Raw genomic sequence first — 19,794 nt, 5'->3', positions numbered from 1 at the left:
TCTGCGATCTGGCTAAGTTGCGCGCAATCGTATGCAGACCCCGGAGGACGCGTGACGCGGCTGGATCGCTATATCCTGGCACAGCTTCTGTGGGTGTTCGGCTTTTTCTCGCTGGTGCTGGTGTCGGTCTATTGGGTCAACCGCGCGGTGCGGCTGTTCGATCAGCTCATCAGCGACGGGCAGCCGATGTCGGTGTTTCTGGAATTCACCGCGCTGAGCCTGCCGATGCTGATCCGCACCGTGTTGCCGATCTCGGCTTTCGTGGCCGCGACCTATGTCACGCTGCAGCTTCTGAAGAACAGCGAGATCACGGTGATGACGGCCGCGGGGATCTCGCCTTTTCGCATCGCCCGGCCGATTGCGGTCTTTGGCTTGATCGTCAGCGCCTTCTTGGCCGTGCTGATGCATTTCATGATCCCCGAGGCGCGCACGATGCTGTCCGAGCGGCGCTCGGAAATCGCGCAGAACATGACTGCCAGCCTGCTGCAAGACGGCGTGTTCCAGCACCCGACCGAGGGGATCACCTTTTTCATCAATGAAATCACCCCCGAAGGCGCGATGCGCGGGATCTACCTGTCGGATGCGCGCAGCCAGATGAACCGCATCGATTATACCGCCCGCACCGCGCTGATCGTCCCCGAGGCCTCGGGCCCCAAGCTGGTGATGATCGACGGGCAGGCACAGATTTACGACGCGCAGACCGGGCGGCTGTCGGTCACGGGCTTTGGCGATTTCACCTATGACCTGAGCAGCATCGCCGGGCCTGCGGGCGGCGGGCGCTCGGTCGAGGAACTCTCATCGCGCGAATTGATGGCTCCCACGCCCGCCCTGCTGCGAGAGACCGGCGCGAACGAAGCGCGTTTCGCCTTCGAACTGGCCTCGCGCTTCATCGATGGCTTCGCCGCGCTGGCGGCGGCGCTGATCGGCTTCGGCTCGTTGGTCGCAGGCGGGTTCAGCCGGCTGGGCTTCTGGAAGGAAGTGGTGCTGGCGGTGGCCCTGATGGCCGTGGCGCAGATGCTCAACAACGCGGTGGCGGGTACGGCGATGCGCTCGGCCTCGCTGGCCTGGCTGGGCCTTGCCCCGCTCTTTGTCGCGCTGACCACGGCGCTGGCGCTGATCGCCTGGGGATCGCGCACGCGGCGGGTCCGGGGCGCGCGTGGCGATATCGGCGCCCCGAGAAGCGAGCGGGCCGGATCATGACGCTGGGCTGGTATCTTGTGCGCCGGGTAGCGATGAGCTTCGGCATGATCGGCGCCGTGTTCTTCGGCATGCTGATGCTGTTCGAGACGGTCGAGATGGTCCGCCGCTTCGGTGGTCGCGACGTGGCGATGTCCGAGATCCTGTGGCTCGCGGCGCTGAAAGTGCCCTCGACCTTCTACCAGATCCTGCCGCTTCTGGTGATCCTGTCATCGATGGCCGCCTTTTTGGGCCTTGCCCGCTCAAGCGAGCTGGTCGTCATCCGCTCGGCCGGGCGCAGCGCCATGCGGATGCTGCGCGAGCCCTTCATCGCAGCCTTGCTCTTCGGGGTCTTCGTGGTGGGCGCGCTCAACCCGCTGGTCGCCGCGGCCAGCCGCACCTACGAGGACCGGCTGCAAATGCTGACCTCGCCCGATCTGCAGGCGCAGATCTCGCTCGAAGGTTCGGCCTTGTGGCTGCGGCAGGGTGATGAGCAGGGCCAGACCGTGATCCGCGCGCGCAGTGTCGAACCCGACGGGCTGGGCTTTGGCGAGGTCAGCTTCATGTTGTTCGACCGCGAAAGCGGCGTGCCGCTGATCCGTATCGAAGCCGCCGAGACCCGTCTGGTCCCCGGACGCTGGATCCTGAGCGACGCCAAGCGCTGGGACCTGCGCGCGGAGAATCCCGAACGGGATTCGCGCCGCTATCCGACGCTCGAGCTCGACAGCGACCTGACGGGCGACCGGATCCGCGAAAGCGTCAGCCGCGCGGGAATGCTGTCGGTCTGGGAGATGCCCGCCTTCATCCGCGCCCTCGACCGGGCCGGATTGTCGTCGCGCACCCACCGGGCGCAATTCCAGTCCGAACTGGCCCTGCCGACGCTGATGGCAGCGATGCTGCTGGTGGGCGCGGTGCTGTGTTTCAAACACACCCGGGCGGGCGGCACCGGCAGCCGCGTTCTGATCACCGTGCTGGCCGGGTTTGCGCTGTTCTTTTTGCGCAACTTCGCGCAAGTTCTCGGGGAGAATGGGCAAATCCCGTTGTCGCTGGCGATCTGGACACCACCGATAGCTTCCATGCTGCTGGCACTTGGGGTATTGCTGAACTTGGAAGACGGATAGTGGCTGGCAGAATGCGCATTGCACGCGCCGTGAATAGGATCGGGGGCAGGATCGGCAACCGCGCAACCCGCATGCAAGCGGGCCTGCGGAGCTTTGCGTTCCTTGGCTCGACGCTGCTGGCCTCGACCGCACTGGTTCCTGCCGGCGCGACCCTGATGGCCACCGCCCTGCCCGCCGCGGCGCAGGTCCCCGCCACGCTGATGGCCGATCAGGTCTATGTCGATCAGTCCGGGCGGCTGATCGCCACCGGTTCGGTCGAGATCTGGCACGGTTCGATCCGCATGACCGCCGATCGCGTCAGCTATGACCGCGCGAACGATTCCCTGATCCTGAACGGGCCGCTGACGATATCGGACGGGCCCGACACCGTGCTTCTGGCCGATGCCGCCGAGCTGGCGCCGTCGCTGCAGGCGGGGATCGTGACCAGCGCGCGGTTGGTGCTGGACCAGCAGTTGCAGATTTCGGCCGCCCGGATCGAGCGCGGCACCAACCGCGTCAGCCAGATGGATCAGGTACTGGCCTCGAGCTGCCCGGTCTGCGCGACCAACCCGACACCGCTATGGGAGATCCGCGCCGAGCGTGTCACCCATGACGAACCGGGCGGGCGTCTGGCTTTCGACCATGCGCAGTTCCGCATCGCCGGGATGCCGGTCTTTTACCTGCCCCGCCTCGTGCTACCCGCGCCCGGCACCAACCGGCTGCGTGGCTTCCTGCGGCCCGAATTCTCGATGGACAGCGATCTGGGCTTTTCCGCCGGGATTCCCTATTTTATCCCGCTAGGCGAGCGTCAGGATCTGACGCTGACGCCGCGCGTTTCGTCCGAGGGGACGGTTTCGCTCGGGTTTCGCTGGCGGCGCGCGACGCGGCGTGGCGGGATCGAAATCGGCGGGCAGGTTTCGCGCGATGACCTAACGGCGGCGGATCTGCGCGGCTACGGCTATGTCCGCGCGCTGTTCCATCTGCAAAACGACTGGGTGCTGAGCGCCGATGTGCTGGCCGCAGCCGACCGGACCTATCTGGAAACCTACGGCATCACCGACGATGCGCGGCTGCACGGCCACGTGACGCTCGAGCGTATCCGCCGCAACGAGGCGCAGCGCATCCGCGCCCTGGGCTTTTATTCGCTGCGCGCAGGCGACATCAACGCCCAGCAGCCCAATGTCGCGCTTCAGGCCGAGAGCGAGCATCACTATACGATCGGCGGCGGGGATCTGGCGCTGTCCTATGGCGCGCGCGGTTTCGAGCGGGCCTCGACGCTGGACGGACGCGCCGGGCGCGATGTGGCGCGGGCGCATGTGGAACTGGGCTGGCGGCGCAGCGGCGTGCTGCCCGGCGGGCTTTTGGCCACGGCTGCGCTGAACGGCCGCGTCGATCATGTGCGCATCGACGACGACCTGCGCTATGTCGATCCTGTCACTCGCGGCGTCGCGCAAGCGATGGTCGAGCTGCGCTGGCCGTGGATGCGTGTCGATTCCGGGGGCGCGCGGCACGTGATCGAGCCGGTCGTGCAGGTGATCGGATCGCAGCGCTCGGGCGCAAGGCTGCCCAATGACGACCACACGATGCCCGAGCTCGATGCCGGCAACCTGTTCGCTTTCCAGCGCTATGTGGGCACTGATGCGCCCGATGACGGCAGCCGCGTGAATGCGGGCCTTCGCTGGGCGCGTCACGATCCCGCAAACGGCTGGTCGACCGAAGCGCTGATCGGCCGGATCTGGCGCAGCGCGCCACTGGCAGGCTACCATCCCGCCAACAGGCAACCGCTGGGCGGCGCGACCTCGGACTGGCTGCTGGCGGGCCGGGTCAGCCACACCGATGGCTACGCCTTTACCATGCGCATGGCGATCGACCCCGAAACGCGCAACCTGTCGCGCGGCGAGACGAACCTGTCATGGACGCGCGGGCGTACCGATCTGTCGACCACCTATCTGTATGTCCCCGCCAGCCGGTTCGAGGACCGCGCCGTCGATCTGTCGGAATGGTCGGTCGATATCGGCCAGCGCTTCGGCAATGGCTGGTCGACGACGCTGGGCTGGGATTACGACATCGGCCAGAACCTGTTCGCGACCGCGCGCGCGGGCTTTGCCTTCGTCAATGAATGCCTGTCCTTCGAGCTGACCATGGCACGCCGTTTCGTGACCGCGACGAACCCCTCGGCCTCGACCCGGTTCGACATGCGTGTCGAGCTTCTGGGGATCGGCGGAGCAGCGCCAAGCGATGCCGGACGCACCTGCCGGAGCTGAGCGCCCCCTTTTCATCCCGCCCCCGACCGGCTAGTCCGGGGCAATGCACGACGAACAGAACGGATCGCAGTTATGAACGACTCGCGCCTTCGCAAGACCCTCGGGTCGCTTGCCCTTTCTCTCGGCACGGCCCTGTCCGTCGCACTCGTCGGGGCGCCGGTGCTGACCGGCACGGGATGGGTCTCGGCCGCGCAGGCGCAATCGCCCTTCGCGGCGGCGCTCTATGTCAATGACGACCCGATCACCAATTACGACATCACGCAGAAGATGCGCTTCCTGCAATTCATCGGCGCGGCGGGCGACAATCCGCGCGAGCGCGCCATTGAGCGGCTGATCGAAGACCGTCTGCAGATGCAGGAAGGCCGTCGTCTCGGGGGCCGGGTGCCCCCTGATGCGATCGAAGCGGGCATCGCCGAATTCGCCGCGCGCGCCGAGATCAGCAGCGAAGAGCTGGTTTCGCGGCTGACGCAGGCCGGGGTGGACCGCGAAACGCTGATCAGCTTCATCAGCGCGGGCGTGATCTGGCGCGAGCTGGTGCGCACGCTTTACGGCTCGCAGATCCGCATCACCGACGCGCAGATCGATCAGGCGCTCTCGCTCGAAGGGCTGCAGCCCACGACCGAGATCCTGCTGTCCGAGATTTTCCTGCCCTCGGACCCGCAATTCGCGGCCCAGGTCGAGCGGATCATCCCGCAGATCCAGCGCATGCGTTCCGAGACAGAGTTCTCGAACGCCGCGCGTCAGGTCTCGGCGGCGCCCTCGGGCCCCTCGGGCGGGCGCATCGACCGCTGGGTCAACATTCAGGCGATGCCGCCGCAAGTCGCCAGCGCGATGGCCACCGCCCCGGTCGGCACCGTCATCGGCCCGATCGAGATGCCCGGCGCCTATGCCTTTTTCCAGCTTCGTGCCCGGCGCGAGGCCCGTCAGGTTCCGCCCGATCAGGTGCAGATCGAATTCCGCCGCGTGGCCCTGCCCGGCGGGCGCAGCGAGACCAATCTCGCGCATCTCGAGCGGATCCGCGAGAATGTCGATTCCTGCGTCGATTTCGACGCCGTGGTCTACCGCGAGATCCCCGAGCTGCCGACCGGCACGGTCGAACAGATCACCGTCTCGCAAAGCGAGCTGTCCTCCGCCGAGCGGACCGAACTTGAGCGCCTGAACGCGGGCCAGATTTCGGCCCAGACGGTCGAGAACGGCGCGCTGGTCGTGCGCATCCTGTGCCGCCGCATCGTCGCCGGCGAAGGCGCGCCCTCGCGCGACGATGTGCGCCGGGGCCTGATGAACCGCGCGCTCGAAGGTCAGGCAGCGCTCTATCTCGAACGGCTGCGCGCCGAGGCCGACATCCGGTATCCGTGATGGCACAGTCCGCCGAGCGCCAGCAGACCGCGCCGCTGGCGGTGACCTGCGGCGATCCTTCGGGCATCGGGCCGGAACTGGCCGCGCGCATCGCCACCGGGGGCTCGTCCGCGCCGATGGTCTGGATCGGCGATCCCCGCCATCTGCCCGACGGCACGCCGTGGCAGGCCGTCGATCACCCGGCGCAAAGCGTGCCCGAGGGCGTGCTGGCCGTATTGCCCCTGCCCTTTGCCGCACCCGCGACACCCGGTCGCCCCACGCCCGAGAATGCCGCAGGCACCATCGCCGCCATCGAGCGCGCGGTGGCATTGGTCCAAAGCGGCGCGTGCAGCGCCGTGGTCACCGCACCGATCAACAAGAAAGCGCTCAAGGACGGCGCGGGCTTCGCCTTTCCCGGCCATACCGAGTTCCTCGCCCATCTGGCGGGCGGCACGGATGTGGTGATGATGCTGGCCTGCCCCGAGCTGCGCGTCGTGCCGGCCACGATCCATATCGCCCTGTCCGAGGTGCCGATTGCCCTGACGCCCGATCTGCTGGGCCGCACCATCGAGATCACCCATGCCGCGCTGAAACGCGATTTCGGGCTGAGCGAGCCGCGCCTTGCGGTGGCGGGGCTGAACCCGCATGCGGGCGAAGGCGGCGCTATGGGACGCGAAGAGCTGGATTTCATCGCGCCGCTTATCGCGCGCTACCGGGATGCGGGGATGCAGATCGCGGGCCCCCTGCCCGCCGACACGATGTTCCACGCCGCGGCCCGCGCGCGTTACGACGCGGCGATCTGCATGTATCACGATCAGGCGCTGATCCCGATCAAGACGGTGGATTTCGCGGGCGGCGTGAATGTGACGCTGGGCCTGCCATTCATCCGCACCTCGCCCGATCATGGCATCGCCTATGATATTGCCGGGCAAGGCGTGGCCGATCCCACCTCGATGCGCGCGGCGATGACGATGGCGTGGGACATGGCCACCAGCCGTCACTGACGCTCACTCAAAGGCCGCGACCGCAAGCCGCCCGTCGCGCAGAAGCGCCTGCATCGTATAGGCCACGCACAACGCATCGTCGCGCGCGTCATGCGCCTGAAGCGGCGGATGCGTGACGCCGTAATACTCGGAAATCGTGTTCGAGCGCAGTTTCTGGACCTCGTCCAGCGGCGTTCCGGCGGCCAGCGTCAGGTCGCAGGCATTGCGGAACCGCGTGGGCGAAAGCGGCGGCACGATCCCGGCGATCCAGCAGCTTACGCCCATCATGTTCAGCTCGTCCTTGCCCCATGACCAGAGCGCGGCCCCCTCGCTGAACGACTCGAGCCGCGCCAGCGCTGCGCCCAGTTCGATGCCATCGCGGTCGAGCGCCGCCTCGTCGATGCCGGTCAGCCGGGTAAAGAGCGGGTCGAGCGCCACGCGTCCCCCGTCGCGCCCGATGGGCAGGACATGGATGCAAAAGGTGTCGAGGACATCGTAGGGATCGTCGAGGGACAGCTTGACCGCGCCGATCTGCGCAATCAGCGGATCGGGGTCCTTGGGGCCGTTCCAGAAACGCATCGGCGCGCCGGGGGCGGTCAGGAATTCGCAATCGTAGAAAACGGCATGGGTCATCGCAGCCCTCCCTTTCCGCGCGAGCCTAGCTCTTACGCGCGCCACCGCAACCCGCGCGCTCTTGCCTTGCGCCCGATTTTCCCCGATGGGAATTGGATGGCGCAAATCGACAACCTTCCTCCTCTGCGCGACGTTATCGCCGCGCATGATCTCCAGGCCAAGAAGGCGCTGGGGCAGAACTTCCTGCTGGACCTGAACCTGACGGCGCGGATTGCGCGGTCGGCGGGCGATCTTGCGGGGTCGGACGTTCTGGAGGTGGGCCCAGGCCCCGGCGGGCTGACGCGCGGGCTGCTGGCCGAAGGCGCGCGCCGGGTGCTGGCGATCGAGAAGGATACGCGCTGCCTGCCCGCGCTGGCCGAGATCGCCGCCGCCTATCCCGACCGGCTGGAGGTCATCAACGGCGACGCGCTGGCTATCGATCCGCTGGCGCATCTGACACCGCCGATCAAGGTGGTGGCGAACCTGCCCTACAATGTCGGCACCGAGCTTCTGGTGCGCTGGCTCACCCCCGCCGAGTGGCCGCCGGTCTGGTCGACGCTGACGCTGATGTTCCAGAAGGAAGTCGCCGAACGCATCGTTGCAAAGCCGGGGTCCAAGGCCTATGGGCGGCTCGCGCTGCTGGCGCAATGGCGGTGCGAGGCGAAAATCGTGCTGACGCTGCCGCCTTCGGCCTTCACCCCGCCGCCCAAGATCGACAGTGCCGTGGTGCATCTGACCGCCCTGCCCGAGCCGCGCTTTCCCGCGCCGCCCAAGATGCTTGAGCGTGTGGTCGCCGCAGCCTTCAACCAGCGGCGCAAGATGCTGCGGGCCGCGCTGAAAGGCCTCGACCCGCAGATCGAAGCACGGCTCGAGCGTCTGGGCATCGCACCGACGGCACGCGCAGAGGAAATCGGGCTGGAATCGTTCTGCGCGCTGGCCCGCGACCTTGCCGGCCCCGCTTAAGCAATTTGGTAACCATTTGGCGAGACGCTGAAGCATTTCGCAACTCTCGCGGAACCCGGCACGCTCTGGGAACAGATCGTTTCCAAGAAACCGTTTTTCGCGCCTGATCCTTGCCACAATCGGGCAGCGCATCGCCGTATTTCGGCCACCGGATCGGCCTAGGGTCGCGGCGTACCGTGCCCTCGTGCATGTCAGTAACAGGTGATCCGCATGCTGCCCCCGCGCCATTTCAGGGCTCTTTGGGCCAATAATCCCCTCATGGCCCGTCTGGCGCGTTTTTCCCGTCAAGACAGCGGCACCGTGGTTGTCTTCAGCCTGTTCATTCTGGTGGCGATGATCCTGATCGGCGGGATCGCCGTCGACATGATGCGCTACGAAAACGAGCGGATCCGAATGCAAAGCGCCGCCGACCGCGCGGTGCTGGCCGCGACCATGCTGCGCGAGAACAATGCCGATGCCACGCCCGAAGACATCCTGCGCGCCTATTTCGCGGCCGAGGGGCTCAGCGATCAGCTGGGTTCGAATTTCCGTGTCGAACAGAATGACGAAGACGGGCGCGTCGTCACCGTCTTCCCCGCCGCGACCGTTCCGTCCCTTTTCATGCAATTCGTGGGCGTCGACAGCTTCGCCATGACCACGCCCGCCCGTGCCGCCGAGCAATTCGACGGCGGCCCGGATGTCGAGCTGGTGATGGTGCTGGATGTCTCGGGGTCGATGAACGGCCAGCAGAAGATCGCCGCGATGCGCGACGCCGCCGTCAACCTGACGACCACGCTTCTGAACGATGCCGAGGAAGTGGGCGATGTCGGCATCACGCTGGTGCCCTATGACACCTGGGTGCTGCCGCCGACCGGGTTTCTGAACAATTTCATCAACGTGGCGGGAATCGGCGCGTGCAACGATTTCAGCACCTGGAACAATATCACCGGTTCGCTGAACCTGCTGAGCGTCCGCCACAACTGCAACACTCAGCCGTGGAGGCTGGTGCGCCCCTATGTCAGCGACCCCGCTCTGGCCGAGCAATATATCGATGACCTGCGCGCGGCGGGCACGACCTCGATCGATCTCGGCGTGCGTTTCGGCGCGCTGTTCTTCGACCCCGATCTGCGCCCGGTCATCAGCGAGCTGATCGCCAATGGCGAGGTCGATGCCGCCTTCGAGGGGCGCCCCTATGACTGGGATGAACCCAATGTCGTGCGCGCGCTGATCCTTCTGACCGACGGTACCAATTGCTGCGGCGAGCGATATGGCCAACAGACGCAGGACAACAACACGCTGAGCGTCTGCAATGCGCTGAAGGATCAGGGCGTGCTGATCTATGCCATCGCCTATCAGGCCCCCAATGCGGGCGCCGAGCTGATGCAATCCTGCGCCTCGTCGGCCAGCCACTACTTCAATACCTCAGCCGATGAGATCATCGAGGTCTTCGAAGGCATCACCGCGTCGATCCAGACGCAGCAATTGCGGCTGACGCTATGAGGGCTCTCCTGCGCCAGATCCGCCGCTTCACGCGCCGCGAAGCGGGCACGACCACGGTCGAATTCGTGATCGTGCTGCCGATGGTGCTGGCGCTGCTGTTCTCGTCGATCGATTACGGCATCGTGATGCTGCGGCAGGTCTTTCTCGATCGCGCCGTCGATATCGCCGTGCGGCAGGTGCGGCTGGGCAATGTTAGCGGCGCGCAATACGACAATTTCCGCCAGCTCATCTGCGACAACACGTTCCTGATCGCCGATTGCGTGAATTCGATGGCGGTCGAGATGCATCCCGTCGACACCGCCACATGGAGCGGGCTCGACGACGACGCGCAATGCGTCAACCGCGAGCACGAGCTGCATCCCGTCGTGTCCTTCCGCCCCGGCACCGGCGCGCAAGAGCTGATGTTGATCCGCGTCTGTGCGGTCGCCGATCCCTTCATCAAGATGACCGGCCTGATCCTGGGCATGCCCGAAGACGAGTCCGGCGGCTTCTTCCTTGTATCCCACGCCGCCTTCGCGAACGAACCCACATGAGGTCCGCTATGCTTAACCAGTTCAGACAGTGCAGTGCGGGTCTGGGTCGCGTCCGCAACCGGGCGCGTGGCTTCGTGACCGGCGCGCGCGGCTCCGTTTCGATCGAATTCGTGCTCTCGCTGCCGCTGATGCTGTGGGGGCTGGCCGCCATGGTCGTGTTCTTCAACGGCTATCAGGCGCGCTATCACGCGCAGATGGCCGCGCAGACCGTGGCCGACATCATGTCGCGCGAAACCAACCTGTTCACCGCCAATTACATCGAAGGTCTCAACGACGTTTTCGACTTCCTCGCCGACAGCAATTACGAGACCCGGCTCAGGGTCTCGTCGGTGATCTGGGATTCCGAGAACGAGCGCAACCGCCTGCAATGGTCCTATGCGACCCGCGATCTGGCCGAGCTGCCTGCCGATGTGTTCGAATTGCTGGGCAACGAGGATTACGCCGGGTTGCAGGAGCGTTTCGGTGACGAAGAAAGCGTGAGCTTCACCAATGCCGCCTACCAGATGCCGGTCGAGGATCTCGCCGACCGCATCCCGCCGGTTCTGCCCGGCGAGGCGCTGCTGCTGGTCGAGGCATTTTCGCTGTGGGAACCCTTCGCGAATGTCGGCATCGGCCAGCTTCGCTTTTCGCCCGTGGTCGTGGTGCGTCCGCGCTTTGCGCCGTGGATCAATTTCGACGGGATCGAGCCCGTCTACCCCGAAAGCGATTACGAGATCGCATGGACCGGCGGCGGGAACGAGGAATTGCCCGATCCCGGCGATCAGGTCGACGAGCCCGATCCCGATGACACCGGACAGGTGGCAACCTTCGGTTTCGATGACGGCGTCACCACAGGGTTTTCGCAATCGACGATCACCCAGAACGGCCCCAACGGCGCCTATCTCGGCCCGTTCGGTCAGGAAACCCGCGACAATCCGGTGACTCTGAACGTCAATCTGCCGCAGGCGGGCAGCGTCGCGACGATCGAATTCGACTTCTACATGATCGATAGCTGGGACGCGTTCGATCTGAGTTGGGCGACCGATCAGGGCGACAGTTTCGCGGTTATGATCGACGGCACGCCGATCTCGCGGGATCCGTTCGCAACCGACCGGCTGGTCCCCTTTGCCAATACCCGATCCTCGGCCGGGTATCTGCGCTCGATGACCTATCGCATGACGATGACGCCGACGACGGGATTGGAGAACCTGACCGGCGCCTATTACAACGATCAGATCTGGCATGTCGTGCTGACCATCGACAATGCCCCGCAGAATTTCCAGCTTGGCTTTTCCGCGACCCTGAACGAAGCGCTCGGCAACGAATCCTGGGGGCTCGACAACCTGACGATCACCTCGGCTGGTTCGGGCTCGGCGCCGCCCTTCACCGCCGACGCAGCCAATGCGCTTGGCGCCGATCCCTATTCCCGCTTCCCGCGCTATTCGGGATGCCCGGAATACCGCATCGGGGCGCCGTGGTTGACGATGACGCGCTCGGACCTTGCCACCGGCATCCGTGTGCCACAGCGCGCGGGTGGCGAAACCAACCTGAATGTCTGCGGCAACACACTGCGCGGATGGGGCTGGGTGAACGCGTCGCCCAGTCTGGTCCTGAACTACGACAACCAGAATGTCAGCTCGACCAGCTCGGCGCTGCAGCTGCGGCTGGATGACGGCAATAACGGCTATACCTGCGACACCACGCTGGCGGTGCGCGACCCGAACGGGCAATGGTATTTCAACGACGATTACCTGAACTGGAACGCGGGCGTGCGGATCACCAACGCGCCGACCGGGCAATACGTGCTCTTCGTCGGCACCTATGGCAACAGCACCTGCGATGCGGATCTGCATGTCGATCAGTGGACCAGCTACTGAGACCGACACCGCGCGGCGGCGTTAACCAAACGGGCACCCGGGGTCAGATCCGGGCGCCCGCGGCTTTGAGCACCATATCGACATAGATATCCTCGACCCGGTCGCGGCTGAGCCGCCCGCCTTCGCGAAACCACGTATTCACGCCGGTCAGCATGGCAATCAGCGCCATGGTGGCCAGCTTGATATCGGGCACGGTCAGCGTGCCTTCGTCCTGCCCTGCGCGCAAAATGCCCTCGAGCTCGGCCTCGTAGCGCGAGCGCAGGGTTTCGATCCGGGCAAAATTCTCGGGCGTGAGGTTGCGCAATTCCATGTAGGCGATGAAGACCGCATCCGCGCGAGCGGCGTGAAAGCGAATATGGAAGCGCGCGAAATGCTCAAGCCGCGCGGGGGCATCGCCCTGCGGCGCCTCGGCCTGCCAAGCGGCAAGCAGCGCCTCCATATGGTCGGACATCGCGTCGAACAAAAGGCTCTGCTTGTCGGCGGTATAGAGATACAGCGCGCCCGCCTGCACGCCCACCTCGGCGGCGATCTGGCGCATCGACACGGCCGCGTAGCCGTCGCGTGCAAACAGGCGCAAGGCGGTCTCGCGCAGCTTGGGGCCGGTAATCTCGGCGCGGGATCCGGGTTTTCGAGCCATGGCGCATTTTCACTGAACACCCGTTCAATTCAAGCCCGGATCCACCACCTCTGCTGCTTTGCCGCTTCACACCCTCGCGGGCGGTTGTTACCATGGGTACACCAGACCCGAGGCCCGTATGACCCGCATCTCCGCTTTTCCCCTTGCCCTTGCCGCGCTGCTGGGGATCGCGGCCTGTGCGACGGTCGCACCCGAAGCCCCGGCCTTGCTGCCGCGCGCCGAAATCGTCGCCCGCACAGAAGGTGCCGCCGATCCGAGCCGCGCGCAGGCAAGCACTGCCAGCCTCAATTCCCGCGCTGCCAGCCTGCGCGCCCGCGCGCAGCAGATGCGCTATCAGGGTCTGTCGCCCGCCGAATATGCCGAAATGCGCCGCCGGGCCCTGATGCTCGACGAACAGGCGAACAGCGAATAGGCGCTATCGCGCGACGCAGGCAGCCCCGCTTCCCCCGGACCGCGCCCGCAATGGCTATCGGCGCATTGCGCCTGTGGCGGCTCTCGGATAATCCAAGCGCGACGCCCGCGCCCCCGCGCGGGCAGGTAATCCGGAGCTTTTCATGTCGTCCCCTACTTCCGCCCCCTTGCGTCTGGGCATCGCCGGTCTCGGGACCGTCGGTATCGGTGTGGTCAAGATCGTCCAGACCCATGCCGAGATGATCATGCGCCGGGGCGGTCGCCCGATCGAGATCGTCGCGGTCAGCGCCAATTCGCGCACCAAAGAACGCGGCGCGGATATCTCGGGCTTTGGCTGGGAGGACGATCCCGTGGCCCTGGGGCGCCGCGAAGATGTCGATGTGGTGATCGAACTGATGGGCGGCGAGAACGGCGCGGCCAAGGCGCTCGTTGAAACCGCCCTGAAGAACGGCAAGGACGTCGTCACCGCCAACAAGGCGCTGCTGGCGCGTCACGGCACCGAACTGGCCCGGCTGGCCGAGGCCAATGGCCGCGTGCTGCGCTTCGAAGCCGCCGTCGCGGGCGGCATCCCGGTGATCAAGGCCCTGACCGAGGGGCTTGCGGGCAACCGCATCACCCGTGTGATGGGCGTGATGAACGGCACCTGCAACTATATCCTGACGCGGATGGAAGCCACCGGTCAGGGCTACAACGTGCTCTTCGACGAGGCGTTCAAGCTGGGCTATCTGGAGGCCGATCCCAATCTCGACGTGGGCGGCATCGATGCGGGACACAAGCTGAGCCTGCTCTCGGCCATCGCCTTTGGCACCGAGGTCGATTTCGACAATGTGGTGCTTCAGGGGATCGGCTCGATCTCGCTCGACGATATCCGTCTGGCGCGCGACATGGGCTATTCGATCAAGCTTCTGGGCGTGGCGCAGATGACCGGGCGCGGGCTGGAACAGCGCATGACGCCCTGCCTCGTGCCGGAAACGCATCCGCTGGGCCAGCTTCAGGGCGGCACCAACATGGTGGTGATCGAAGGCGACTCGGTCGGCCAGATCGTGCTGCGCGGCGCCGGGGCGGGCGAAGGCCCGACCGCCAGCGCGGTGATGGGCGACGTGATCGACATCGCGCGCGGCCTGCGGCTGCCGGTCTTCGGCCAGCCCGCCGAGACGCTCACCGATGCGCCGCCCGCCGTCGTCAGCGCAGGCGCGCCGTGGTATCTGCGCATGACGCTGCTGGACAAGCCCGGTGCGCTGGCCAAGATCGCCACGCTTCTGGGCGAAAGCGGGATCTCGATCGCGCGGATGCGGCAGTATTCGCATGACGGCAGCGACGCGCCCGTTCTGATCGTTACGCACAAGGCCTCGTCCGACGATATCGCCTTCGCGCTGGCGAAGTTCGCCGAAACCGGCGTCGTCGTGGGCGATCCGGTCGCTTTGCGCATCGAAGAGGTCTGAGCGCGGGCGGGAACCGGGCGGCCAAGTGCGCCGCCCTTCCCCCCTCTTGGCGCGACAAAACCACGCAAGCGCCCGGAATCGCCCCATCCCTGCCATGCTCTTGCTTGAAGCGGGGCGCATCGGTTTTGACACGTTTTGCCATCCGGCGCGGTCGTTAGCGGCACCAGCGTTGTCCCGCCCCCACGCCCGCGTTATGCAGGACGCGCAACCCGCGCCCGGTTTCAATCAAGGAATGATCATGTCCGACTCCCCCCTGTTTCACGATCGCATGCTGTCGCTGGGTCTTGCCCGCGTTTCCGAGCAGGCGGCGATGGAATCCGCCGACTGGATTGGCCGCGGCGACGAAAAGGCCGCCGACCAAGCTGCCGTGAACGCCATGCGCAACCAGCTCAACATGCTGGACATCAAGGGCGTCGTTGTGATCGGCGAAGGCGAGCGTGACGAGGCGCCGATGCTGTTCATCGGCGAAGAAGTCGGCAACGGGAACGGCCCCGAAGTGGATATCGCCCTCGACCCGCTCGAAGGCACCACGCTGACCGCCAAGGACATGCCCAACGCGCTGACCGTGATCGCCATGGCGCCGCGCGGCACGCTGCTGCACGCGCCCGACGTCTATATGGACAAGCTGGCCATCGGCCCGGGCTATGCCACCGACACCGTGACGCTGGACATGGAACCCGCCGAGCGCGTGCGCGCTCTGGCCAAGGCCAAGGGCTGCGAGACCACCGACATCACCTGCTGCGTGCTTGAGCGTCCGCGCCACGAAGATCTGATCCGCGAGATCCGCTCGACCGGCGCCTCGATCCGCCTGATCACCGACGGTGACGTCGCGGGCGTGATCCATTGCGCCGAGCCGCACCTGACCGGCATCGACATGTATATGGGGTCGGGCGGTGCGCCCGAGGGCGTGCTGGCGGCTGCCGCGCTGAAATGCATGGGCGGCCAGATGTATGGCCGGCTTCTGTTCCGCAACGACGACGAGCGCGGGCGCGCGGCCAAGGCCGGCATCACCGAACTCGACCGCGTCTATACCCGCGACGAACTGGTGACGGCGGACGTGATTTTCTCGGCCACGGGCGTGACCAATGGCTCGATCGTGCAGGGTATCAAGCGCGAGCCCGGCTGGATCGAAACCGAAACCCTGCTCATGCGCTCGAAAACCGGCTCGGTGCGGCGCATGGTCTATCGCAACCCGGTGAAATGATCGCGGTTAGATGACGACTGCCTATCTTGGCGTTGAAACATCGCTGACGGGCCGACGCTGGGTCGGCCCGGGCACCGAGAGGGAACGACAGGCCGAGGCGCTGGCTCAAGCCACGCGCCTGCCTTTGGCACTGTGTTCGGTTCTGGCCCATCGTCAGGTCCCCCCTGAGGAGGCCGCCGATTTCCTCGCCCCCTCGCTGCGCGCGCTGCTGCCCGATCCCCGGCGCCTGCGCGACATGGAGACAGCCGCCACCCGCCTGCTTTCCGCGCTGAATTCGCGCGAGAAAATCGCGGTGTTCGGCGATTACGACGTCGATGGCGGCGCGTCCTCGGCCCTGCTTTTGTGCTGGCTGCGCGCCATGGGCCACGACGCCACGCTCTATATTCCCGACCGGATAGATGAGGGTTACGGCCCCAACGAACCGGCGATGGAAGCACTGGCGCAAGATCACGGGCTGATCATCTGCGTCGATTGCGGCACGCTCTCGCATGGCCCCGTCGCAGCCGCCAAGGGCGCCGATGTTGTCATCATCGACCACCATCTCGGCGGCGAAACCTTGCCCGACGCACTGGCGGTCGTGAACCCCAACCGACAGGACGAATCAGGCGATCTGGGCCATCTCTGTGCAGCGGGCGTGGTCTTCCTGCTTCTGGTCGAAGCCAACCGCCGGCTGCGCGACGAAGGCGTCAAAGGCCCCGATCTGATGGGCTATCTCGACCTCGTGGCGCTGGCGACGGTGGCGGATGTGGCGCCGCTGATCGGCGTCAACCGCGCCTTCGTGCGGCAGGGGCTCAAGGTCATGGCGCAGCGCGGGCGGCCCGGTCTGGTCGCACTCAGCGATGTCGGCCGGATCGATCAGGCGCCGACCCCCTACCATCTGGGTTTCGTTCTGGGCCCGCGCGTCAATGCGGGCGGGCGGATCGGCGCTGCGGATCTCGGCGCACGGCTTCTGTCGACCGACAATACCTTCGAGGCGCAGAAGATCGCAGCGCAACTCGATCTGCTCAACGACGACCGCCGCGCCATCGAACAGGCGGTGCGCGAGGAGGCGCTCGCGCAAGCCGAGTTCCGCGGCCTCGATGGCCCGCTGGTCTGGGCCGCCGCCGAAGGCTGGCACCCGGGCGTGATCGGTATCGTCGCCGCGCGGCTGAAAGAGGCCACTAACCGCCCCGCCGTGGTCATCGCGCTCGACGGGGACGAAGGCAAAGGTTCGGGCCGCTCGGTCGCGGGCGTAGATCTGGGTGCCTCGATCCAGCGGCTTGCGATGGAGGGGCTCTTACTCAAAGGCGGCGGGCACCGTATGGCGGCGGGCCTGACCGTGGCGCGCGATCAGCTCGACGCGGCGATGGATCGGCTGGGCGAGTTGCTTGCCAAACAGGGCGCCGGACAGGGTGGCGCGGGCGACCTGCGGCTCGACGGGCTGCTGATGCCGGGCGGCGCGACGGTCGAGATGGTCGAGACGCTGGAACAGGCCGGCCCCTTCGGACAGGGCGCCCCTGCCCCGCGTTTCGCCTTTCCGTCGGTGTCGATTCTCGATGCGCGTCAGATCGGCACCGGCCATCTGAAGCTGCGATTCGGCGACCCGGCCGGGGCCTCGCTGGAAGCTATCGCCTTTGGCGCTTTCGACGGGCCGCTGGGAACCGCACTCGCCCGCCGCGCCCCGGGCCTGTGGCACCTAGCGGGCAAGGTCGAGATCAATTCCTGGGGCGGGCGCAACCGCGTCCAGCTTCGCCTCGACGACGCTGCCCCCGCCTGAACATCGCTGAAGACCGTCCTGAAACCACCGGCTCAGCGCCCTGCAAGCTGCTGACTTCCATGTCACAAGCGCCAAACAAAGGGCCCCGAAAAGGTCTGTCGCGCGCGACGAAAAAAGTTGTCACGAAGGCGAAAAATTCCCCTTGCGCCCGCCCGGACGCTAGCCTAAACACCGCCTCACGCCGGAAGCGAAACGCTGACAAGCATCGCAGAAAGCGCAAAAGTGGCCCGTTCGTCTATCGGTTAGGACGCCAGGTTTTCAACCTGGAAAGAGGGGTTCGACTCCCCTACGGGCTGCCACTTTTCTAGCAAATCTTTGAAATGATTGCTTTATACTGCCGCGCGCTTTGATAGAATTGCGCCCTGTAATGTGTTTCATGCATTTTCCTTGAAAGCTGATCCTTCAAACGTCGAAGGCGCTCGGCTGGAACGCACGCTGTTCGATGTCTTCGCGAAACGTTGTTCAATGGTTTTGATCGAGCCACGTGCTTCGAGCGACACGACGGCAATCACGGCAGGACAGGTCATCCAGAGCACGCTGGGCGAGGCGCGGCCGTGCGCTACGGTCTACACCTGTGGCCGCTATGAGCAGAAAAACTGGCCCCTCCCGGCTTTTGGGGAGGGCCCGCAGCCAACCCGAAGACATGAGCGGCTCATGATCGACAATGGCTGATCGTCACAATTGCCTTGAAGCCGACAGCGGATGTGGCGGAGCCACCTCTCAGTCCCGCCCGGAGGTGGTTGCCGGGGCCCTAGGACCTTGAGCCAAATCGCGCCTTTGCCAGCTCGGTCTCCGGCATGTAGAGGCTGACGAGATTTCCCTCCGGGTCACGGAGTTGAAACGTCCGGTTTCCCCAAGGCAGTAGCTTCGGCGCATGGACGACGTTCAGCGTCTTCAGACGCGCGAATTCTGCGTCGATGTCCTCAACCTGAAGCTCGATGATGGACGTGCGGTTCGCCGCAGCCTCGGCACTGCCTTCCTGAAAGAGTGCCACGGTCTCTTCCGAACCGATGGCCAGCGATGCGCCCTGCGTCACGATCTCTGCGAAGACGGGGGCCAGCCAGTCAGCTTTCGCACCCATGACGGTTTCGTAGAAGGCCACAAGACCTCGGACATCCCGCGCGATCAGGCGGACAGAAGCAAGTATCATCGTCATTTCCTTTTCTGCCGGCCCTTGACCGGTCGACAGCGCTTCTAGAGAGGTCCTGCTGACAGCATTGTGGCAACAGGAAACCGGATGCGCAGCTCGGACCGTCTTTTTCAGATCATCCAGATCCTGCGTCGCACGCCGCGCCCCGTGACGGCCGCCGCCATTGCGGAAGAGCTCGAAGTGTCGCGCCGAACCGTCTACCGGGATATCACCGACCTCATCGGTCGCCGGGTCCCGATCCAAGGCACCGCCGGTTTCGGCTACACGCTGGACGATGACTACGAAATGCGTCCCCTGGCCCTCACCCCCGACGAAGCCGAAGCGCTTGCCCTCGGCGCGCAATGGGTACGCCGCCATCCGGATCAGGCGCTGGCCCGCCTTGCGCTGGACGCCTTGTCAAAGATCCGGCTGTCCCTGCCCGAGTCCAGCCGCACGGTGCTGGAGCAGCCCGCATTGGGTGTGAAGCCGATTGCGACCGCCCCCGGGGCGACGCTGAATACCACTTGCCTAAGGGAGGCCATACGTCGATGGCGCGTGGTGACATTCAGCTATCGGGCGCTCGACGGGACGATCAGCCTGCGCCACGTCTGGCCTATCCTGCTCGGCTACGAGGATACCCGCTGCCTGTTGATAGCCTGGTGCGAGGAACGGGATGCCCTGCGCCATTTCCGGCTTGAGCGCATGTCCCATATCGAGGTTCTCGAACGACGGCCGTCCAAACGGAGGATGGATATGATGCGGCAGTGGCGCGCCCAGCAAGGACGGGCAATGGGGGCTGGGGACCGCAACGTGTAGCGTCTTGGGGCAGCATCGGCAAAACCACCTTCTTGATCGAGGGGCAGTTTTGGGCTGAACACCCGTCCTCTGCTGAGGCTCGCGCAAATGACGGGTAT

General features: G+C 65.7%; 18 protein-coding genes and 1 tRNA gene. 15 read left to right on the top strand and 4 right to left on the bottom strand.

Annotation, left to right across the window (positions count from 1 at the left end; genetic code table 11):
• Nucleotides 1–51 precede the first annotated feature (51 nt).
• The 5 genes from lptF (at nt 52) to pdxA (ending at nt 6,879) form a co-directional block, all read left to right on the top strand.
• On the top strand, nt 52–1,200 hold the full coding sequence (gene lptF, locus JI664_RS05260) for an LPS export ABC transporter permease LptF (protein ID WP_207012675.1): 1,149 nt from the start codon (nt 52–54) through the stop codon (nt 1,198–1,200).
• Nucleotides 1,197–2,297, top strand: a complete 1,101-nt coding sequence (lptG, locus tag JI664_RS05255; protein WP_207012674.1) for an LPS export ABC transporter permease LptG — start codon at nt 1,197–1,199, stop codon at nt 2,295–2,297. Before lptF ends, lptG begins: the two co-directional genes overlap by 4 nt.
• Nucleotides 2,298–2,368: 71 nt before the next feature.
• Nucleotides 2,369–4,540, top strand: coding sequence for an LPS-assembly protein LptD (locus JI664_RS05250; RefSeq protein WP_207012673.1), 2,172 nt, complete (start codon nt 2,369–2,371; stop codon nt 4,538–4,540).
• Nucleotides 4,541–4,612: 72 nt separating this feature from the next.
• Nucleotides 4,613–5,896: a peptidylprolyl isomerase gene (locus JI664_RS05245; RefSeq protein ID WP_207012672.1), complete on the top strand. Its 1,284-nt coding sequence runs from the start codon at nt 4,613–4,615 to the stop codon at nt 5,894–5,896.
• Complete coding sequence (gene pdxA, locus JI664_RS05240; protein ID WP_207012671.1) at nt 5,896–6,879, top strand: 4-hydroxythreonine-4-phosphate dehydrogenase PdxA; 984 nt, start codon at nt 5,896–5,898, stop codon at nt 6,877–6,879. The genes JI664_RS05245 and pdxA overlap by 1 nt, the downstream gene beginning before the upstream one ends.
• Before the next feature lie 3 nt (nt 6,880–6,882).
• Here pdxA and JI664_RS05235 read toward each other — a convergent pair whose 3' ends face one another.
• On the bottom strand, nt 6,883–7,491 hold the full coding sequence (locus JI664_RS05235; RefSeq protein WP_207012670.1) for an exonuclease: 609 nt from the start codon (nt 7,489–7,491) through the stop codon (nt 6,883–6,885).
• A gap of 96 nt (nt 7,492–7,587) precedes the next feature.
• Between JI664_RS05235 and rsmA the strand changes: the two genes are divergently transcribed.
• The 4 genes from rsmA (at nt 7,588) to JI664_RS05215 (ending at nt 12,301) form a co-directional block, all read left to right on the top strand.
• A complete protein-coding gene (gene rsmA / locus JI664_RS05230) occupies nt 7,588–8,433 on the top strand; it encodes a 16S rRNA (adenine(1518)-N(6)/adenine(1519)-N(6))-dimethyltransferase RsmA (protein ID WP_207012669.1) in 846 nt (281 codons plus the stop codon).
• Nucleotides 8,434–8,643: 210 nt separating this feature from the next.
• The gene (locus tag JI664_RS05225) at nt 8,644–9,912 is read left to right on the top strand and encodes a pilus assembly protein TadG-related protein (protein ID WP_207012668.1); all 1,269 of its coding nucleotides are present in this window, start codon (nt 8,644–8,646) and stop codon (nt 9,910–9,912) included.
• Nucleotides 9,909–10,445, top strand: coding sequence for a TadE/TadG family type IV pilus assembly protein (locus JI664_RS05220; RefSeq protein ID WP_207012667.1), 537 nt, complete (start codon nt 9,909–9,911; stop codon nt 10,443–10,445). The genes JI664_RS05225 and JI664_RS05220 overlap by 4 nt, the downstream gene beginning before the upstream one ends.
• A gap of 8 nt (nt 10,446–10,453) precedes the next feature.
• A complete protein-coding gene (locus JI664_RS05215; RefSeq protein ID WP_207012666.1) occupies nt 10,454–12,301 on the top strand; it encodes a TadE/TadG family type IV pilus assembly protein in 1,848 nt (615 codons plus the stop codon).
• Nucleotides 12,302–12,344: 43 nt separating this feature from the next.
• Here JI664_RS05215 and JI664_RS05210 read toward each other — a convergent pair whose 3' ends face one another.
• Nucleotides 12,345–12,938, bottom strand: a complete 594-nt coding sequence (locus tag JI664_RS05210) for a TetR/AcrR family transcriptional regulator (protein ID WP_207012665.1) — start codon at nt 12,936–12,938, stop codon at nt 12,345–12,347.
• Nucleotides 12,939–13,056: 118 nt separating this feature from the next.
• Between JI664_RS05210 and JI664_RS05205 the strand changes: the two genes are divergently transcribed.
• From JI664_RS05205 to JI664_RS05185, 5 genes are all read left to right on the top strand, one after another.
• Nucleotides 13,057–13,350, top strand: coding sequence for a hypothetical protein (locus JI664_RS05205; protein ID WP_207012664.1), 294 nt, complete (start codon nt 13,057–13,059; stop codon nt 13,348–13,350).
• 142 nt (nt 13,351–13,492) lie between these two features.
• The gene (locus JI664_RS05200; protein WP_207012663.1) at nt 13,493–14,791 is read left to right on the top strand and encodes a homoserine dehydrogenase; all 1,299 of its coding nucleotides are present in this window, start codon (nt 13,493–13,495) and stop codon (nt 14,789–14,791) included.
• 238 nt (nt 14,792–15,029) lie between these two features.
• Entirely contained in the window at nt 15,030–15,995 is a 966-nt protein-coding gene (glpX, locus tag JI664_RS05195) for a class II fructose-bisphosphatase (protein ID WP_207012662.1), read from the top strand.
• 10 nt (nt 15,996–16,005) lie between these two features.
• A complete protein-coding gene (gene recJ / locus JI664_RS05190) occupies nt 16,006–17,751 on the top strand; it encodes a single-stranded-DNA-specific exonuclease RecJ (RefSeq protein WP_207012661.1) in 1,746 nt (581 codons plus the stop codon).
• A gap of 224 nt (nt 17,752–17,975) precedes the next feature.
• Nucleotides 17,976–18,050, top strand: a tRNA-Glu gene (locus JI664_RS05185).
• Between the two features lie 75 nt (nt 18,051–18,125).
• Here the strand turns inward: JI664_RS05185 and JI664_RS24215 are convergent.
• Both JI664_RS24215 and JI664_RS05175 read right to left on the bottom strand, forming a co-directional pair.
• A complete protein-coding gene (locus JI664_RS24215; protein ID WP_207012660.1) occupies nt 18,126–18,278 on the bottom strand; it encodes a hypothetical protein in 153 nt (50 codons plus the stop codon).
• A gap of 224 nt (nt 18,279–18,502) precedes the next feature.
• Nucleotides 18,503–18,907: a VOC family protein gene (locus JI664_RS05175; protein WP_207012659.1), complete on the bottom strand. Its 405-nt coding sequence runs from the start codon at nt 18,905–18,907 to the stop codon at nt 18,503–18,505.
• A gap of 81 nt (nt 18,908–18,988) precedes the next feature.
• Between JI664_RS05175 and JI664_RS05170 the strand changes: the two genes are divergently transcribed.
• Nucleotides 18,989–19,696, top strand: coding sequence for a helix-turn-helix transcriptional regulator (locus JI664_RS05170; protein WP_207012658.1), 708 nt, complete (start codon nt 18,989–18,991; stop codon nt 19,694–19,696).
• The last annotated feature ends 98 nt before the right edge of the window (nt 19,697–19,794 follow it).

Origin of the sequence: Rhodobacter sp. NTK016B (assembly GCF_017303295.1) — a bacterium.
Taxonomy (GTDB): Bacteria; Pseudomonadota; Alphaproteobacteria; order Rhodobacterales; family Rhodobacteraceae; genus Pararhodobacter.
The sequence above is the reverse complement of the archived record's forward strand: the minus strand, read 5'-3'. Positions and strand labels throughout refer to the sequence as shown.

Coding starts and splice junctions, on each gene's coding strand:
- lptG (WP_207012674.1), top strand. CDS start 1,197: ATGACGCTGGGCTGGTATCTTGTGCGCCGGGTAGCGATGAGCTTCGGC.
- JI664_RS05250 (WP_207012673.1), top strand. CDS start 2,369: ATGCAAGCGGGCCTGCGGAGCTTTGCGTTCCTTGGCTCGACGCTGCTG.
- JI664_RS05245 (WP_207012672.1), top strand. CDS start 4,613: ATGAACGACTCGCGCCTTCGCAAGACCCTCGGGTCGCTTGCCCTTTCT.
- pdxA (WP_207012671.1), top strand. CDS start 5,896: ATGGCACAGTCCGCCGAGCGCCAGCAGACCGCGCCGCTGGCGGTGACC.
- JI664_RS05235 (WP_207012670.1), bottom strand. CDS start 7,491: ATGACCCATGCCGTTTTCTACGATTGCGAATTCCTGACCGCCCCCGGC.
- rsmA (WP_207012669.1), top strand. CDS start 7,588: ATGGCGCAAATCGACAACCTTCCTCCTCTGCGCGACGTTATCGCCGCG.
- JI664_RS05225 (WP_207012668.1), top strand. CDS start 8,644: ATGCTGCCCCCGCGCCATTTCAGGGCTCTTTGGGCCAATAATCCCCTC.
- JI664_RS05220 (WP_207012667.1), top strand. CDS start 9,909: ATGAGGGCTCTCCTGCGCCAGATCCGCCGCTTCACGCGCCGCGAAGCG.
- JI664_RS05215 (WP_207012666.1), top strand. CDS start 10,454: ATGCTTAACCAGTTCAGACAGTGCAGTGCGGGTCTGGGTCGCGTCCGC.
- JI664_RS05210 (WP_207012665.1), bottom strand. CDS start 12,938: ATGGCTCGAAAACCCGGATCCCGCGCCGAGATTACCGGCCCCAAGCTG.
- JI664_RS05205 (WP_207012664.1), top strand. CDS start 13,057: ATGACCCGCATCTCCGCTTTTCCCCTTGCCCTTGCCGCGCTGCTGGGG.
- JI664_RS05200 (WP_207012663.1), top strand. CDS start 13,493: ATGTCGTCCCCTACTTCCGCCCCCTTGCGTCTGGGCATCGCCGGTCTC.
- glpX (WP_207012662.1), top strand. CDS start 15,030: ATGTCCGACTCCCCCCTGTTTCACGATCGCATGCTGTCGCTGGGTCTT.
- recJ (WP_207012661.1), top strand. CDS start 16,006: ATGACGACTGCCTATCTTGGCGTTGAAACATCGCTGACGGGCCGACGC.
- JI664_RS24215 (WP_207012660.1), bottom strand. CDS start 18,278: ATGACCTGTCCTGCCGTGATTGCCGTCGTGTCGCTCGAAGCACGTGGC.
- JI664_RS05175 (WP_207012659.1), bottom strand. CDS start 18,907: ATGACGATGATACTTGCTTCTGTCCGCCTGATCGCGCGGGATGTCCGA.
- JI664_RS05170 (WP_207012658.1), top strand. CDS start 18,989: ATGCGCAGCTCGGACCGTCTTTTTCAGATCATCCAGATCCTGCGTCGC.